At 56.4% G+C, this 15,456-nt stretch carries 14 protein-coding genes and 1 rRNA gene; 5 read left to right on the forward strand and 10 right to left on the reverse strand.

From position 1 onward, the window contains the following. The first annotated feature begins 28 nt into the window (after window positions 1-28). Both rrf and RZA33_RS18635 read left to right on the forward strand, forming a co-directional pair. Window positions 29-144 (forward strand): 5S ribosomal RNA (gene rrf / locus RZA33_RS18630). 296 nt (window positions 145-440) lie between these two features. Then, window positions 441-1,772 (forward strand): deoxyguanosinetriphosphate triphosphohydrolase, encoded by a 1,332-nt coding sequence (locus tag RZA33_RS18635; protein WP_317509216.1) that lies wholly within the window; start codon window positions 441-443, stop codon window positions 1,770-1,772. 8 nt (window positions 1,773-1,780) lie between these two features. Here RZA33_RS18635 and RZA33_RS18640 read toward each other — a convergent pair whose 3' ends face one another. From RZA33_RS18640 to RZA33_RS18650, 3 genes are read right to left on the reverse strand one after another with little or no spacing between them, the layout of a single operon-like run. Continuing rightward, window positions 1,781-2,689 carry a nuclease-related domain-containing protein gene (locus RZA33_RS18640; protein ID WP_317509217.1) on the reverse strand — a complete coding sequence of 303 codons (909 nt, stop codon included), beginning with the start codon at window positions 2,687-2,689 and terminating at the stop codon, window positions 1,781-1,783. A 57-nt stretch (window positions 2,690-2,746) separates the two neighbouring features. Next, window positions 2,747-3,121: a translation initiation factor Sui1 gene (locus RZA33_RS18645; protein ID WP_317509218.1), complete on the reverse strand. Its 375-nt coding sequence runs from the start codon at window positions 3,119-3,121 to the stop codon at window positions 2,747-2,749. 2 nt (window positions 3,122-3,123) lie between these two features. Beyond that, window positions 3,124-3,822, reverse strand: coding sequence for an HAD-IA family hydrolase (locus tag RZA33_RS18650; protein WP_317509219.1), 699 nt, complete (start codon window positions 3,820-3,822; stop codon window positions 3,124-3,126). A gap of 286 nt (window positions 3,823-4,108) precedes the next feature. Between RZA33_RS18650 and RZA33_RS18655 the strand changes: the two genes are divergently transcribed. Further along, window positions 4,109-4,444, forward strand: coding sequence for a hypothetical protein (locus RZA33_RS18655; RefSeq protein WP_317509220.1), 336 nt, complete (start codon window positions 4,109-4,111; stop codon window positions 4,442-4,444). A gap of 69 nt (window positions 4,445-4,513) precedes the next feature. Here RZA33_RS18655 and fba read toward each other — a convergent pair whose 3' ends face one another. The 6 genes from fba to tkt form a co-directional block, all read right to left on the reverse strand. Next, window positions 4,514-5,578, reverse strand: coding sequence for a class II fructose-bisphosphate aldolase (gene fba, locus RZA33_RS18660; RefSeq protein WP_317509221.1), 1,065 nt, complete (start codon window positions 5,576-5,578; stop codon window positions 4,514-4,516). Between the two features lie 93 nt (window positions 5,579-5,671). Next, window positions 5,672-6,841 carry a phosphoglycerate kinase gene (locus tag RZA33_RS18665; RefSeq protein ID WP_317509222.1) on the reverse strand — a complete coding sequence of 390 codons (1,170 nt, stop codon included), beginning with the start codon at window positions 6,839-6,841 and terminating at the stop codon, window positions 5,672-5,674. A gap of 60 nt (window positions 6,842-6,901) precedes the next feature. Continuing rightward, window positions 6,902-7,939 (reverse strand): type I glyceraldehyde-3-phosphate dehydrogenase, encoded by a 1,038-nt coding sequence (locus RZA33_RS18670; protein ID WP_317509223.1) that lies wholly within the window; start codon window positions 7,937-7,939, stop codon window positions 6,902-6,904. Between the two features lie 101 nt (window positions 7,940-8,040). Next, window positions 8,041-8,763 carry an LrgB family protein gene (locus RZA33_RS18675; protein WP_317509224.1) on the reverse strand — a complete coding sequence of 241 codons (723 nt, stop codon included), beginning with the start codon at window positions 8,761-8,763 and terminating at the stop codon, window positions 8,041-8,043. After that, window positions 8,753-9,106 carry a CidA/LrgA family protein gene (locus RZA33_RS18680; RefSeq protein ID WP_317509225.1) on the reverse strand — a complete coding sequence of 118 codons (354 nt, stop codon included), beginning with the start codon at window positions 9,104-9,106 and terminating at the stop codon, window positions 8,753-8,755. Before RZA33_RS18680 ends, RZA33_RS18675 begins: the two co-directional genes overlap by 11 nt. A gap of 3 nt (window positions 9,107-9,109) precedes the next feature. Beyond that, the gene (gene tkt / locus RZA33_RS18685; RefSeq protein ID WP_317509226.1) at window positions 9,110-11,101 is read right to left on the reverse strand and encodes a transketolase; all 1,992 of its coding nucleotides are present in this window, start codon (window positions 11,099-11,101) and stop codon (window positions 9,110-9,112) included. A gap of 252 nt (window positions 11,102-11,353) precedes the next feature. Here tkt and metK point away from each other — a divergent pair, with 252 nt between their 5' ends. Both metK and ligB read left to right on the forward strand, forming a co-directional pair. Continuing rightward, entirely contained in the window at window positions 11,354-12,574 is a 1,221-nt protein-coding gene (metK, locus tag RZA33_RS18690) for a methionine adenosyltransferase (RefSeq protein ID WP_317509227.1), read from the forward strand. 132 nt (window positions 12,575-12,706) lie between these two features. Further along, window positions 12,707-14,398, forward strand: coding sequence for an NAD-dependent DNA ligase LigB (ligB, locus tag RZA33_RS18695; protein WP_317509228.1), 1,692 nt, complete (start codon window positions 12,707-12,709; stop codon window positions 14,396-14,398). Window positions 14,399-14,410: 12 nt separating this feature from the next. Here the strand turns inward: ligB and RZA33_RS18700 are convergent, their stop codons facing one another. Continuing rightward, complete coding sequence (locus RZA33_RS18700) at window positions 14,411-15,346, reverse strand: AEC family transporter (RefSeq protein ID WP_317509229.1); 936 nt, start codon at window positions 15,344-15,346, stop codon at window positions 14,411-14,413. Between the last annotated feature and the right edge of the window lie 110 nt (window positions 15,347-15,456).

Genomic DNA, 15,456 nt, shown 5'->3' on the forward strand with positions numbered 1-15,456 from the left:
GCCAGCATGATATACATCGCCAGTTACGCCTGACGACCATAGCGAGCGTGAACCACCTGATCCCTTGCCGAACTCAGTAGTGAAACCGCTTAGCGCCGATGGTAGTGTGGGGTCTCCCCATGCGAGAGTAGGTCATCGTCAGGCACTTATTGAACGAAAAACCCAGCCAATCGGCTGGGTTTTTTGTTGCCTGAAAGAAAAGTGCCCACCGCTTGTCATGGCGAGGCGCGCAGCGACGCGGCCATCTCGACCTGCGGTGGCACCACCCCTGAGATCGCCACGCTACGCTCGCAACGACAGATAACCTCAGATTGCCGCGCTGCTGCGCCCGCAAAGACAAATCCAGATCGCCACACTGCGCTTACGGTAAGAGCCATATTAACTAACGTGCGGTTTTCTGGTGTTTTATGTCAAAATGCACTCCTCAAGGAGGAATGCCCATGACTCAGATGCGCTGGGAACAGTTACTCTCCCCACGTCGTCTTCACGATCAACGCTCAACAAGTACCCGTGAAATCGGTCGCAGCCCGTTTCATAAGGATCACGACCGAATTGTTTTCTCAGGCTCGTTTAGGCGCCTTGGGCGTAAGACCCAGGTGCATCCGCTAACCGAAAACGATCATATCCACACTCGTCTAACTCATTCGCTAGAAGTTGGCTGTGTAGGCCGCTCCTTGGGCATGATTGTCGGTGAGCTACTGCGCGATCGCCTGCCTGAATGGATCACGCCCGCCGATCTTGGCGTGATTATACAAACGGCATGCCTGGGGCATGATATTGGCAATCCCCCTTTTGGGCACGCCGGTGAGTATGCAATCCGTGACTGGTTTCAACGTGCTCAGAGCAGTGGCTTGCTAGAAGGGCTATCAGATGCTGAGCGCAAAGACTTGCTGACCTACGAGGGCAATGCGCAGGGCTTTCGGGTGATTACCCAGATCGAATATAACCAGTTTAATGGCGGTATGCGATTGTCGGCAGCGACACTTGGCACGCTGCTGAAATACCCTTGGACGGTGCGTTATAGCGGGCGAGAAGGTAAATTCGGCGCTTACCAGTCCGAGCAGGCGTTGCTCAAAGAAGTGGCTGAAGCGGTGGGTTTACTGCCCCAAGGCGAACAGCGCTGGTGTCGCCACCCGCTGGCATGGCTGGTCGAGGCGGCAGATGATATCTGCTACGCCCTGCTGGATCTGGAAGACGGCTTAGAAATGGATATCCTGCGCTACGAGGAAGTGGTCGAGATTTTGCGACAGGTTGCCGGTGAGTTTCCACCCGAGTACGCCGAGATGGAGCAGCGACAAGTCTCTCAACGTCGGCGTATTGCGCTATTGCGTGGTGCTGCCATGGAGCGTGCGGTCAACGAAGTGGGGGCCGTATTCGTACAGCATGAGCAGGCTCTATTGAATGGAACGCTTAGTGATGACTTACTAGAACTATGCCACCCGGATTTAGGTTGGGGAGTGCGAGCAGCCAAACAATTAGCCCGAGAGCGTATTTTTCAAAATGAGCGCAAGGCCAAGTTAGAAATTGGCGCCTACACGACGCTGGGGATTCTTCTCGAAGCCTTTATAGGCGCTGCTCATGAACTCCACCATACCGGCCATTCATCGTTTAAGCATCAGCGTGTACTGGCCCTTATCGGTGAAAATACCCCGTTACCCTCTTGGCCCCTTTACGATAGCTACCGGCGGATGTTGGACTTCATCGGGGGAATGACGGACCACTATGCAGTGGATCTGGCTCAGGAAATGGGTGGGCGCCTGCGCGGTAATTAAGTCGACCGTTACACCGACGGTTGGCTTAGGTGCTTCAACTCCATCAATCTGGCGCGCTCAAGCAGCACATTAATGACCTTATCGTGTATGACGTCGCTAAGGGGGCCGGGCGTCAGCTCGGTTAACTGCTTGGCTAGCGTATCGCCGCTGACGACCAGAATGTCCGAGGCGGCCTCGCTGTTATCTATTTTCCAACCTGGCAGTGCTAGCACACCTCGTACAGGGACGGGGACCCCACAGCGACGCTCCAGCCACTGGGAAAGCCAGCTGACGCCCTGTCGTGTTTTGTGCAGCGGTCGGCGCTCTTGCCAATGTGGAAAGCGCAACCGCTCGCGCTCCACCGTCACCGTGTTTAGCTCATTGCCATCGCTGCCAATGGCAAGTGTTCTAGCCCGTGTTTCAACCACAAACACGCCATGAGGCGTGACGACGACATGATCAATGGTAAAGCTATCGGTGGGTACATCATGAAACACATAGTACGGGTGCGACTCGGGGCGTATGAGGCGCTCCAATTCCTGGCCAACGGCCAGCTCGCAGGCTAAGCCTAGCTTAAGCCGACGGATACGCTGATAATCGCGCACCAAAAGGAGCGAGAACATCAGTACGAGTAGCGTGCTGAGCAGGCCATAAAGGGCCCACTCAACCCAGTCCTGCCGCTCGACAAACAGCATCCGACCCATGCCATATACCAGCGGCGCCAGACTAATGATAGGCCCTAGTGCGCCATTCAAAAACAGACTAGAGAAGGCTTGGTCAAGGCGTTTACGCAATGCTTGCCCTGGCTCATGAAGCGGTGCTTTAAAAGGCGAGTGAACACGGGCATCGTGCAGGCTGCGCAGCGCTAAAACAATGCTGCCCATTGCTGCCATGGGGAATAAAAAAATTAGCGGTAGCAAATATTCCAGCCAAGCCATTGCAGTGCCTTGCTCTATAGAGACTCATCCAACGATAAGTCATGGTGTGGACGAAGTTTAACCCCCGGCGAGTTTGACCCGGTAGCCGAGGCTGGTGAGCTCTTGACGTAGGGTATCGCGGTGGTCGCCTTGAATCTCAATAATACCCTCTTTAACTGCCCCACCTGTTCCACACCGCTTTTTAAGCGTTTTAGCCAAGCGTTTTAGCTCATCGCTTGGTAGGGGAATTCCGCTGACGGTGGTAACGCCTTTGCCTTTGCGTCCGCTGGTTTCGCGACGTATGCGTACTACGCCATCAAGCGTCGCCAAACGCGCCTGCTCACTCGCATCACCGCAGCGGCACGCTTCGAGCGCTTCTCGGCATACAGGGCAGGTTTTACCATGTTCGGTGGAGTACACCAGCCCGCCCAGTTGGTCGCGTAAAGAGGCCATGATTATCCTCCTGTTGAATGTTGAGGCACGGGGGGTTGCCAATATTCACGCGTAAGTCGCTCTACCACTGCGGGTAACTGATACATGTTACTGATCATAATAGCTTCTTCGGGGGTTTCTTCGGCATCGGGAAAACGATTTAAGTGGATGACCGTCATCCCCGCTTTGAGAGCGGCACGAACCCCGACTAAGGCGTCATCAATGGCGATACAATCACGCGCTTCATAACCCATGATACTCGCTGCGTACAAATGTAGACAGGGCTCAGGTTTCCAACAATTGGCGGTATAGCCGCTGAACAAGCGGTTGCCAAAATAGTGGCTAAGCCCGGTGGTCGCCAAGGCCGTGTGAATCTTGTTTTCCGGGCCGTTGGAAACCACAGCGCTGGGATAGGCCGACAGAGTATCTAACGCTTCATAAGCGCCGGGTATCGTGGTCAGCTCCTGGGCGAGTCTCGTGGCTAAATTGGCGCGCATGGTCATTTCCATGCGTTCAAGCTGGTCGGCGTCCACCACTCTGTAACGCTGTTGCAGTTCGGCGACTATACGTCGAAAACGCGCGCCACGAAATTCGCCAAGATAGTCAGTAGGCGCAAAAGGCAGTCCCACTGAATTCAACCCAATGGCCATTTCTTCGGCTAAAAGCGGTTCGCTATCGACGAGCGTGCCATCACAGTCAAAGAGCAAAAGTGGGAGCGGCATTGCGTGTCCTTGCAGCGGCTCAAGCGCTGCCAGTGTTAGTTAAAACCAACCATACGACTATTGAACGGGATTTTACGCTATTTGTGAACACTGTTTTATTATTTTTTACTTGCCAGCGTGGCGTTGTTGAGCCAGCTTAATTCGCTATACGCATTTTGGTGGCGACGACTGTGTGCCTTAGAGTGTCAAGACATGCAGTCGTGCTAGCGTTAGAACGGCCAAGCTGCGCTAAAGAGCGAGTAGGGATAAACTCTGCTTTCCTAACTAAAAAAATGGAGTCCGTACCATGCGTTTGACCCCCTGGATTTTACCTTTCGCACTAAGTGCTGTTTTGTTAACCACCACTGGTCAGGTGTTTGCTGATAACCACGCATCAGAGGGTGAGCAGCACGAGCCGCTCAATGACGAGGCGCTAGAAGAGACGTACGGCATTAAAGCCGGATCGGTAAAACGCCAAGACGAGGCAAATAATAGCGGCGAAGAAGATATGACATCTGAGTCTGAGTCTTCAGACGATGAAGAAAGAAGCCCCGATGCTGGCACAGGAGGCACCGGCAGTACTCAGAATGCCATCAATAGCAGCGAAGCAGAGAACAGCCAAGATAGCAGCGACGATACGTGAATAACGTCAGCACTAGGTAAAAAAGACGACCGGCGGGTCGTCTTTTTCGAGAGTCTGACAATGATTCGCTTATTTTACCTTGGGAGCCAGTTCGCCGCGCTCATAGCGCAGGAACATCTCTTCCAGGCTGATTGGCTTAATCTTACTGGCGTTACCAGCCGCACCAAAAGCTTCGTAGCGAGCGATACATAGATCGCGCATCGCGGTAACGGTCTCTTTAAAGAACTTACGGGGGTCGAATTCAGACGGGTTCTCGGCCAGGAAGCGGCGCACCGCGCCGGTAGACGCCAAGCGTAGGTCCGTATCGATATTCACCTTACGCACGCCGTGCTTGATACCTTCGACAATTTCTGACACCGGTACGCCATACGTTTCGGGGATCTCGCCGCCGTACTGGTTAATGACTGCCAGCCACTCCTGGGGAACAGAAGACGAGCCGTGCATGACCAAGTGTGTGTCTGGAATGCGCGCGTGGATATCTTTAATACGCTGAATAGACAGTGTATCGCCCGTGGGTGGCTGGGTGAATTTGTAAGCGCCATGGCTGGTGCCAATGGCAATCGCTAGAGCGTCTACGTGAGTGGCTTTAACAAACTCTGCGGCTTCTTCCGGGTCGGTAAGCATTTGCTCCCTATCCAGCTTGCCTTCAGCGCCGATACCGTCTTCCTCACCGGCCATGCCGGTTTCCAGGCTGCCTAGGCAGCCCAGCTCGCCTTCAACGGAAACGCCACAGGCGTGTGCCATTTCTACCGTGCGCCGAGTCACGTTGACATTATAGTCATAGTCGGTTGGCGTTTTGCCATCTTCACCCAGCGAGCCATCCATCATCACGGAGGAAAATCCAAGCTGAATAGAGCGCTGGCAAACCGCAGGGCTGGTGCCGTGATCCTGATGCATGGCCACAGGAATATGTGGAAACTCTTCAACAGCCGCCAAAATCAGATGGCGCAGGAAAGGTGCCCCCGCATACTTACGTGCACCGGCAGAGGCTTGCACAATGACCGGTGAGTCGGTCGCATCCGCAGCTTCCATGATGGCGCGCATCTGCTCAAGGTTGTTGACGTTGAACGCCGGAATGCCGTAACCGTATTCGGCGGCGTGGTCGAGCATCTGGCGCATGCTGATCAAAGCCATGAAGTTACCTTATCTATGTTGTAGAGACTGGGTTGTGAAGATTGAGCTGTCAGTGTGAACAGTGATGAGCGGTTAGATCCAAGTCGCGCAATGTTAACCGCGTTTGGCAGCGGCTTCGAGTGCCGCGACGGCAGGTAACTGCTTGCCTTCGACATACTCAAGAAAGGCACCGCCGCCGGTAGAAATGTACGAAACACGATCCGCAATCGCATATTTATCAATCGCCGCTAACGTATCGCCGCCACCAGCAATAGAGAAACCCGCGCTATCGGCGATGGCCTCGGCGATCACCTGGGTGCCTTTACCAAACTGATCAATTTCAAAGACACCGACGGGGCCGTTCCACAAGATGGTGCCGGCGTTTTTGAGCATGCTGGCCAAGTGAGCGGCAGTTTCCGGGCCGATATCTAGAATCATCTCGTCGTCAGCTACTTGATCGACCGGCTTGACCACGGCTTCCGCCGATTCGGAGAACTCTGTGGCCACCACGACATCAGTGGGCAATGGAATAGAGACCTTTTCCATCAGTGCTTTCGCTTGACCGATTAAATCGGCTTCATGGAGCGATTTACCCACGTTGTAGCCTGCGGCGGCAATAAAGGTGTTGGCGATACCGCCGCCGACAATCAGTTGATCGCACTTATCCGCCAGTGAGGTCAGCACATCCAGCTTGGTAGACACCTTCGAGCCACCAACAATGGCTGCCATGGGCCGGGCCGGATGCGCCAGCGCTTTTTCAAGGGCATCCAGCTCTTGGGCAAGCAAAGGTCCTGCACAGGCGCTGGGGGCAAAACGCGCTACCCCATGAGTGGAAGCCTGGGCGCGGTGGGCGGTACCGAACGCGTCCATCACAAAGATATCGCACAGTGCGGCGTACTGTTTCGAAAGCTGCTCATCGTCATTTTTCTCGCCGCTATTAAAGCGCACGTTTTCCAGCAACACGACATCACCGTTGGCAAGGTCCAGCGTTTCGCCAAGATACGCTTTAATCAACGGTACCGGCCGACCTAGCAGTTCACTAAGATGATCGGCCACTGGCGCGAGGGAAAATTCATCCTCGGGCTCACCTTCGGTAGGGCGACCTAAATGGCTCATCAGCATCACTTTCGCGCCAGCCTCTATGGCCGCCTGGATAGTTGGCAGAGCGGCTCGCAGGCGGGCGTCGCTAGAGACGCGGCCGTGTTTGATGGGCACATTCAAATCTTCACGGATCAGCACGCGTTGTCCTTCCAAGGGAAGGTCAGTCATCTTTTTAACTTTCATGGAAGCGGTTTCCTCGTGTTTATGCCGTTGAACTCAATATAAACAGATAATGCAAACAGGTTACGTCTGTGTCGAAAGCCTGGCTAGCCGCTGGCTAATATCCAGCATTCGGTTAGCGAACCCCCACTCGTTATCGAACCAGCAAAGTAGCTTGATAAGGCGTTTGCCAGCCACCCGGGTTTGTGTCGCATCGAGGATGCCTGAGTGAGGGTCGTGATTAAAATCAACCGACGCCATCGGCGCTTCAGTATAGCCGAGCACGCCTTTTAAGCGCTGCTGGCTAGCGTTGCGAAGCAGCGCATTCACGGCGTCGCGGTGGGTGTCGCGGTTGACGGTTAGGGCGACGTCCATGGCCGAAACGTTAATCGTGGGGACGCGCACGTGTAAGCACTCAAAGCGGCCCGCTAGACTGGGCATTAAGCGGCTAATGCCGAGTGCCAGGCCGGTGTCTACCGGGACAATCGAGTGCATTGCCGAGCGGGTTAGGCGTAGGTCGGTTTGGTGATAGGCATCAATCACCGGCTGATCGTTCATTGCCGAATGAATCGTCGTGGTGACGCCGTGCTCAAGGCCGAGGGCTTCATCCAGAACGGTCAACAGCGGCACTAAACAATTGGTGGTGCACGAAGCGGCAGACAGAATACGCTGGGAAAGCGCTAGCTCGCCTTCATTGATGCCCCACACAATGGTGGCATCGACGTCATTTTCCGCAGGTTGGGAAAACAGCAACCGTTTAGCGCCTGCGGCTAGGTGCAGCTCGGCGGTGGCGCGGTCTTTAAAGCTGCCGGAACACTCCAGCACCAGATCCACATCAAGCGCTTTCCACGGTAGCTGGCGAGGGTCTTGTTCGCACAGCACCTGGATGCGCTGGCCATTGACGATAAGGTCCTGACCGTCGCTATCGACGTCGCTGGGAAAGCGGCCATGAGTCGTGTCGTAGCGGGTTAAATAGGTGATCGTCGCAAGGTCGGAGAGCTCATTAATGGCGACCACCTCAAGCTCTGGGTGGTGCCGCTCGACGAGCGCCCGCAGCACGCATTGGCCAATGCGTCCGTAACCGTTAATGGCAATGCGATACCTAGGGGCGGAATTAGCCATGCAGACGATTGGCTCTTAAAAGTGAAACAAAAAAAGGGGCGTAGAGACCCACCGATAGTAACGTATTTCAGCCAGCGATTCTTTCCCGGCATCTTTGCTTGTTAGCTGCCCATGCTGATCAACCGCCAGGCGAGCGGCAGTAACACCGCGGTGAAAATGCCCGTCAGGCTCATGCCCAGGGAAGCGAAAGCACCCGCCGTGGGGCTAATCTCAAAGGCTCTTACCGTACCGATCGCATGGCCGTTCAGGCCCAGGGCAAAACCGATCAAGCGCTCGTCATTGATATGCAACAGACGCGCCGCGAGGCTGACGAAGGGTATCGTGATTACGCCGGTGACCAACAGCGCCCCCAGCAGCAGGGCGGCCGTGCCTCCTAACTGCTCGGTAATGCCGATAGCGATAGGCGCGGTCACTGACTTAGCGGCAATGGAGGCGAGAATCGTATCGGAGCTGCCCAGTAGCCAGGCAATCGCCAGCGCGTAGAAAGCTGCCAGCGAGGCGGCCACAGGCAAACAAATCGTCAGCGGGCGCCATAACTCAGCGATACGCGGTAGCTGCTGATAAAGCGGCATGCCGAGCGCCACCGTGGCGGGTCCGAGTAGCACCGTTAACCAGCTGGCGTCTTGCTGATAGGTGGTGTAAGGCAGTCCTAGCAGTGCCAGGGCACCTGCTAACAGCAGTGACGCTATCAAAATAGCGGGTAGCCACGAAGGACGTTTCAAACGCTGAAAAAGGCGGCTCCCAGCGAGATAGGCGGATAGCGTTAACCCCACCGCAAACAGCGGGGTGGCGGTCAATACGTCCAGCAACGTATTAGGGGTCACTTGACTGCCCGATAAGCCGTTTGAGTAGCCACAACGTGGTCATCACGCTAAGAAGTGTGCCCAGTATTAAGGCGATAAGAATAGCCGTCCACTGCCCGGCTAACTCACCCGCGATAAAAAACACCCCAACCACGCCGGGCATGATCAGCATGGCGAGTAGCCCGATCAACGGCTGAGCGGCAGCCGCAATACTGGAGGGTACTCGCCCACGGACGGCCAGCGTTGCGCACAGCAACAACATGCCAATCACGCCCGACGAGATCGGCAAAGCGGTGAAGTGAATCACCGCTTCCCCGATCAACCAGTAGCTAATCAGCCATAGAAAGCCACTCAGTGCTGGCATGGCTTAGCCGAGTAGTTCGTTGGCTTGTTTGACTACGTTGTCGACGGTAAAGCCAAAGTGTTTGAACAAATCTCCTGCTGGCGCGGATTCACCGTAAGTCGTCATACCGATCACGCGGCCGTCCAGACCCACGTACTTGTACCAGTAGTCGGCGTGAGCCGCTTCGATAGCGATACGCTTGGTCACCGCCTTAGGCAGTACGCTTTCACGATACTCGGCGTCTTGGCCGTTAAAGCGGTAGGCTGACGGCATGGAGACCACGCGTATCGCCTTGCCCTGCTGCTCCAGTTCCGCTGCGGCGTCCATTGCCAGGGCGACTTCTGAACCGGTGGCAATCAGAATCAGCTCGGGTGTGCCTTCACTATCTTTCAGTACGTACGCCCCGTTCTGAATCGCTGCCAACTGTGCTTTCGTACGCTGCTGGTGGGGCAGGTTCTGGCGTGAGAGTACCAGCGCCGTGGGGCCCGAGTGGCGTTTGAGCGCGGCATCCCAGGCGGCAGCGGTTTCCACCGCATCGCAGGGACGCCAAGTGTTCAGGTTCGGAGTAGTGCGCAGGCTAGTCAATTGCTCAATGGGTTGGTGGGTCGGGCCGTCTTCACCCAGGCCGATGGAGTCGTGGGTAAACACGTAGATGACCTGCTGACCCATCAACGACGCCATGCGAATTGAGTTGCGCATGTACTCCATAAAGATCAGGAAGGTCGCGCCGTAAGGCACCAGGCCGCCGTGCAGAGCGATGCCGTTCATAATCGCCCCCATGCCGAACTCACGCACGCCGTAGTGCAGGTAGTTACCACTGGCGTCTTCCGGGGTGATGGCTTTGGCGCCTTTCCAGAAGGTCAGATTTGAGGGGGCCAGGTCGGCGCTGCCACCCAGCAGCTCTGGCATTTGCGGGCCGATCACGTTGAGCGCTTCAAACGAGGCTTTACGCGAAGCGATGGTCTCGCCGCGCTCTTGAGCCTGTTCGATCAGCGCCTCAGTGGTAAGCTCCGTAGGCAGTTGGCGCTTCATCCGGCGGGTGAATTCCCGCGCTTCAGCGGGGAAGGCCTCGGCATAGCGGGTAAAACGGTCTTCCCACGCCTGCTGAGCCGCCTTGCCTGCATCGCGAGCATCCCAGGCCGAGTAGATGGGCTCGGGGATATGGAAAGGGGCGTGGGGCCAATCAAGCTGGGTGCGCGCTAGGGCTACCTCATCATCGCCTAAGGGGGAGCCGTGGGCGTCCTCTTTGCCCTGCTTGTTGGGGGCGCCAAAGCCAATAATGGTTTTGCAGATAATCAGGCTCGGCTTATCGTCGTGGCTCTTGGCAAGCTCAATAGCGGCTTTCACCTCTTCAGGCTTGTGGCCGTCTACGTTGGGAACCACGTGCCAGCCATAAGCGTCAAAACGCTTGGCGGTGTCGTCGGTAAACCAGCCTTCCACTTCGCCATCAATAGAGATGCCGTTGTCGTCGTAAATCGCGATCAGTTTGCTCAGCTGTTGCGTACCGGCGAGCGAGGCGGCTTCGTGAGACACCCCTTCCATTAGGCAACCGTCACCCAAAAAGCACCAGGTGTGGTGATCGACGATGGTGTGGCCGGGACGGTTGAACTGCGCTGCCAGGGTTTTTTCTGCGATAGCGAAACCGACGGCGTTGGCAAAGCCCTGACCCAGCGGGCCGGTAGTGGTCTCAATGCCCGGCGCATAGCCCAATTCGGGGTGGCCAGCGGTGGGCGAGTGCAGTTGGCGGAAATTCTGCAGCTGTTCCAGGCTTAGGTCGTAACCCGTTAAGTGCAGCAGCGAATAAAGCAACATTGAGCCGTGACCGTTAGACAGTACAAAGCGATCACGATCAGCCCACTTGGGGTCCTCGGGGTTGTGCTTGAGGTAGTCGTTCCATAGCACCTCGGCAATATCCGCCATCCCCATGGGGGCGCCAGGATGGCCGGATTTGGCCTTCTGAACGGCATCCATAGAAAGGGCGCGAATGGCATTGGCTAGCTCAAAACGGGATGGCATGGGGGTGCTCCTCGCCGAAAACAGAAATAATAAAGGCGCTATTGTCGCTGACTTCCCATGTGGCGGCAAATGCAGCGGTAAATGTGGCGCTAAATTCTGACCAGGACATTCTGTGAAGCGTCGCCGACAGCGTGTAGACTCTGCTCCCCGAGGCGGCGCTGCCGCTCTCTAATACGGGCAGGGGACACCTGCCTTGATTTCCTGCTGATGCTGTGTCCTAACACAGCCGTCATACAGAGGGCCGAGTGCGCGATGAGCGAATATTCCCTGTTTACTTCCGAGTCCGTCTCAGAAGGTCATCCTGATAAAATTGCCGATCAGATTTCTGACGCGGTGCTAGATGCCATTATTGCCCGCGATAAGCAGGCACGTGTTGCCTGTGAAACCATGGTAAAAACCGGGGTGGCGATTATTGCCGGTGAAATTACCACCTCGGCATGGGTCGATTTAGAAACCTTAGTGCGTGATGTGATTACCGATATCGGTTACACCTCGTCAGACGTGGGGTTTGATGGCGCTACCTGCGGCGTGATTAACCTGATTGGCAAGCAGAGTGTCGATATCGCTCAGGGTGTTGATCGTACCAAGCCAGAAGATCAGGGCGCTGGCGATCAGGGCTTGATGTTTGGCTACGCGACGAACGAAACGGATTCTTTTATGCCCGCCGCGATTCACTACTCGCACCGTTTGGTCGAGCGTCAGGCGGAACTGCGTAAAAACGGTCTGCTACCCTGGTTGCGCCCGGATGCAAAAAGCCAGGTGACGATCCGCTATAACGCCCAGGGCCAGCCCTATGGTGTCGATGCCATCGTGCTCTCGACCCAGCACGATCCGGATATTGCCCCGGATGACCTGCGTAAAATGGTCAAGCGCGAGATCATTGAGCAAGTGATCCCCGCCGAGTGGTTAGACGAGAACACCCAGTACCACATCAACCCCACTGGTAAGTTCGTTATCGGCGGGCCGGTAGGTGACTGCGGGCTGACCGGGCGTAAGATCATCGTCGATACCTACGGTGGTATGGCACGCCACGGTGGTGGCGCGTTTTCGGGCAAAGACCCGTCTAAAGTCGACCGTAGTGCTGCTTATGCGGGTCGCTACGTGGCCAAAAACATTGTGGCATCAGGCCTGGCGGATAAGTGTGAAATCCAGGTCTCCTACGCCATTGGCGTTGCTGAGCCGACATCGGTTTCCATTGATACTTTCGGCACCGGTAAAATTGACGATGCCAAGATCGTTGCCTTGGTGCGTGAGCATTTTGATCTGCGCCCCTACGCAATCACCAAAATGCTCGATCTGCTGCACCCCATGTATCAGCTCACCGCTGCTTACGGCCACTTTGGTCGTGCGCCGTTCGAGCAAAGCTATACTTGGAATGACGACAAGGGCCAAGCGCATACCGAAACCTTTACCGCCTTCCCGTGGGAAAAAATCGATAAAGCCGAGGCGCTGCGTAAGGCCGCTCGTTTGTAAGACATTCGCTACACTGTTTGTAAGATATGGATTAAATCGCCCCTTTGGCTTAGGCCGAGGGGCTTTTTTTATGCCCATTGCGCTAGGCTAGGCCTGTTTGCCGATTATTATGCTTACGGGAAGGGGACGGGAATGTCGAGGGGCGAAATATCTCAAGCGATCGTAACGTGGCTGCTGAGTGGCATTATCGGACTTGTCACTTTTTCCGCACAGGCGGCCGATTGCCCCGATTGGCCGGAGGAGCGCTTAAGCCGCGAAAGCAAGGCGCTGGCCGAGCAGGTTCACCGCTGGGACGCTGCCTACCATGATGAGGGCGTCACGCTAATCGAGGATGCCCTCTACGACCAAGCGGTAGCGCGTCTGTCCGCTTGGCAGCGCTGCTTAGGCGAGGCGCCTGACTATCACCCGCTCACCCGAGTGACCAGCAGTAGTGGAACCCGCGAACATCCGGCGGCACAACGAGGGCTCAATAAAGCCGACGACGACGCTGTCAGGCGCTTTACCAGCCGCCGCGAAGACCTGTGGATTCAGCCCAAAGTAGACGGCGTGGCGGTTACCCTGCGTTATGCCGATGGCGAACTGGTTGAGGCGGTTAGCCGTGGCGATGGCGAGCGAGGTCAGGATTGGACTGCCCGTGCCCGGCAGCTCTCCGCCGTTCCCAATACGCTGCCCGCGCCTATTGCTGCGGTACTTCAAGGCGAGCTGTATTGGCGGTTAACCCAACACGTGCAGTCGCGTTCACCCGCATCGGGTGCCCGGGGTGCCGTGGCGGGAGCAATGGCGCAATCCTCCCCTTCCGAGGCGACCCTTGAGCGTATTGGCCTGTTTGTCTGGGGCTGGCCCGATGGCCCTACCGCAATGCAGGAACGTTTAGCGCGGCTAAGTGCGTTGGGGTTTAATACCGCTGACTATACGCACGCGTTGGATGACCGCCGTGATGCCACCTATTGGCGCGATACTTGGTTTAACGGCCCACTGCCGTTTGCCACCGACGGTGTGGTGATTAAGCAAGCGGAGCGCCCCGGCTTCCGCCGCTGGTCGTCATCGCCACCAGAGTGGGCCGTTGCCTGGAAATATCCTGCACAGCAGGCGCTAGCGGAAGTGCGCGGCATTGAGTTTCGCGTTGGGCGCACTGGGCGTGTGACACCGCTGGTGTGGCTTAATCCAGTACAGCTGGAAGGGCGACGCATTAGCCGCGTCTCACTGGGCTCGCTGGAACGCTGGGAATCACTGGATGTTCGCCCCGGCGACCAGGTGGCGATCTCCTTGGCGGGATTGACGATTCCCCAGTTAACCAAGGTGGTGTGGCACACCCAGGAGCGCTCGCCTTTGAGCCCGCCGTCACCCCAGCGCTTTAACCTGCTGAGCTGCTTTGAATTAACGCCCGGCTGCGATGGTCAATGGCTAGCGCGGCTCACCTACCTTGGCGAGCAGCTCGGCATGCAGGGTATTGGTGAAGGAACCTGGCAAGCGCTGATGGACGCGGGCATCGTCACGCATTTACTGGACTGGCTCGGTGTCGAGCCACGCCAGCTACAACAGGCCTACGGCATTGGTGAGACCACCGCTGAGGCATTGATGGTGCAGTTTCAAGTCGCCCGGGGCAAGCCGTTTGCGGCCTGGTTAAGTGCGCTGGGGGCACCGCCGGGTAGTGAATCGGTGCGCGGAGATTGGGATGAGTTAACGGGCTATCAGCGTGAACAGTGGCAAGCCGTTCCCGGCGTTGGCCCGGTTCGCGCTGATGCGCTGGTAGCATTTTTTAGCCATCCTGAGATACAGCGCATGGCCGCACAGCTTAATCAAGCGGGCGTTGCCGGTTTTTAGCTCACTCAATGGCTAACCAAGCCCGGTCAGATGCAGCATCAAACTCAGGTAAAGCGGAATCAGTAATGGGGCGAGCAGCGTTGTCACTAGCACTGCTAACGCGCCTTTTTGTGGCTGAATACCCAGCTCCATGGCGACTACGACCACATTGGACGCCATGGGCACCACGCCCAACAGCAGCAGCGCCATGCCCAGCTCGGGCGCTAGCGGGCCCAGGTACTGAAGCAACAATACCGCTGCCAGCATTACCAGCGGCCATAGCAGGTAGCGCAGCCCTACGCAGGTTGCCACAAAGCGGGCATCCCAAGCGGAAAGCGTGACTTGACTCAGCGTCATACCAATAATCATCATACCCAGCAGGGTATAGGTGGCCGGGAAAACGTCCAGCGAGTCCATTAGCGCGGCGGGTAGCGTCACGTTAAGAGCATTTAGTAAAAGCGCGGATAAAAACGCATAAATCAGCGGCAGCCGGGCAATTTTGATCAGGCTTTGACGTATGGAAAAATGCCCACGAGCGCTAAGGTAAAAGCCCACGGTAAATTCGTAAAGATTGATGCCCAGCATGCAGAAGAGGTACAGCGTGACGCCCTCAGGGGGCAGGAGAATGAGTGCCACTGGCAGGCCAAAGTAGCCGGTATTACCGGTGCCCGAGGAGAACGCCAGCAGTGCGCCCTCCTGGGGGCCAAAGCGGTGCTGGGTAATGCGACGAACCAGCAGCGCCATGCTGCTGACCAGGATAAACAGCCCCAGCGTTAACAGCAGGTACTCGGCCGTTGGGCCGCCGTTCATCAGAGCACGGAAAATCGTCAGCGGTGCAATCAAGTACACCAGCAGTGTGGCTATCGGGCGGGGATCAATGGCTAAGCGCCGAGCGGCAACCCAGCCTAACCCGACATACCCTAATAGCATTAGCAGTGGCCCCATTAAGGCGCTGGGTGTTAAATCCATGACGGCTCCCTGATCAGTGATATGAACGACCAACATGAGCCGAATTAAAGGCCAAGCGTGGAATCTTTCATTAGCCCCAGCGCGCTGGAACAGCGAGAATACCTCAAAAT

The organism is Halovibrio sp. HP20-59 (assembly GCF_033052795.2).
In the GTDB taxonomy this organism is placed as follows: Bacteria; Pseudomonadota; Gammaproteobacteria; order Pseudomonadales; family Halomonadaceae; genus Vreelandella.

Excerpts from the sequence above, each read along its gene's own strand:
- RZA33_RS18635 (WP_317509216.1), top strand. The coding sequence starts at position 441 with ATGACTCAGATGCGCTGGGAACAGTTACTCTCCCCACGTCGTCTTCAC.
- RZA33_RS18640 (WP_317509217.1), bottom strand. The coding sequence starts at position 2,689 with ATGGCTTGGCTGGAATATTTGCTACCGCTAATTTTTTTATTCCCCATG.
- RZA33_RS18645 (WP_317509218.1), bottom strand. The coding sequence starts at position 3,121 with ATGGCCTCTTTACGCGACCAACTGGGCGGGCTGGTGTACTCCACCGAA.
- RZA33_RS18650 (WP_317509219.1), bottom strand. The coding sequence starts at position 3,822 with ATGCCGCTCCCACTTTTGCTCTTTGACTGTGATGGCACGCTCGTCGAT.
- RZA33_RS18655 (WP_317509220.1), top strand. The coding sequence starts at position 4,109 with ATGCGTTTGACCCCCTGGATTTTACCTTTCGCACTAAGTGCTGTTTTG.
- fba (WP_317509221.1), bottom strand. The coding sequence starts at position 5,578 with ATGGCTTTGATCAGCATGCGCCAGATGCTCGACCACGCCGCCGAATAC.
- RZA33_RS18665 (WP_317509222.1), bottom strand. The coding sequence starts at position 6,841 with ATGAAAGTTAAAAAGATGACTGACCTTCCCTTGGAAGGACAACGCGTG.
- RZA33_RS18670 (WP_317509223.1), bottom strand. The coding sequence starts at position 7,939 with ATGGCTAATTCCGCCCCTAGGTATCGCATTGCCATTAACGGTTACGGA.
- RZA33_RS18680 (WP_317509225.1), bottom strand. The coding sequence starts at position 9,106 with ATGCCAGCACTGAGTGGCTTTCTATGGCTGATTAGCTACTGGTTGATC.
- tkt (WP_317509226.1), bottom strand. The coding sequence starts at position 11,101 with ATGCCATCCCGTTTTGAGCTAGCCAATGCCATTCGCGCCCTTTCTATG.
- metK (WP_317509227.1), top strand. The coding sequence starts at position 11,354 with ATGAGCGAATATTCCCTGTTTACTTCCGAGTCCGTCTCAGAAGGTCAT.
- ligB (WP_317509228.1), top strand. The coding sequence starts at position 12,707 with ATGTCGAGGGGCGAAATATCTCAAGCGATCGTAACGTGGCTGCTGAGT.
- RZA33_RS18700 (WP_317509229.1), bottom strand. The coding sequence starts at position 15,346 with ATGGATTTAACACCCAGCGCCTTAATGGGGCCACTGCTAATGCTATTA.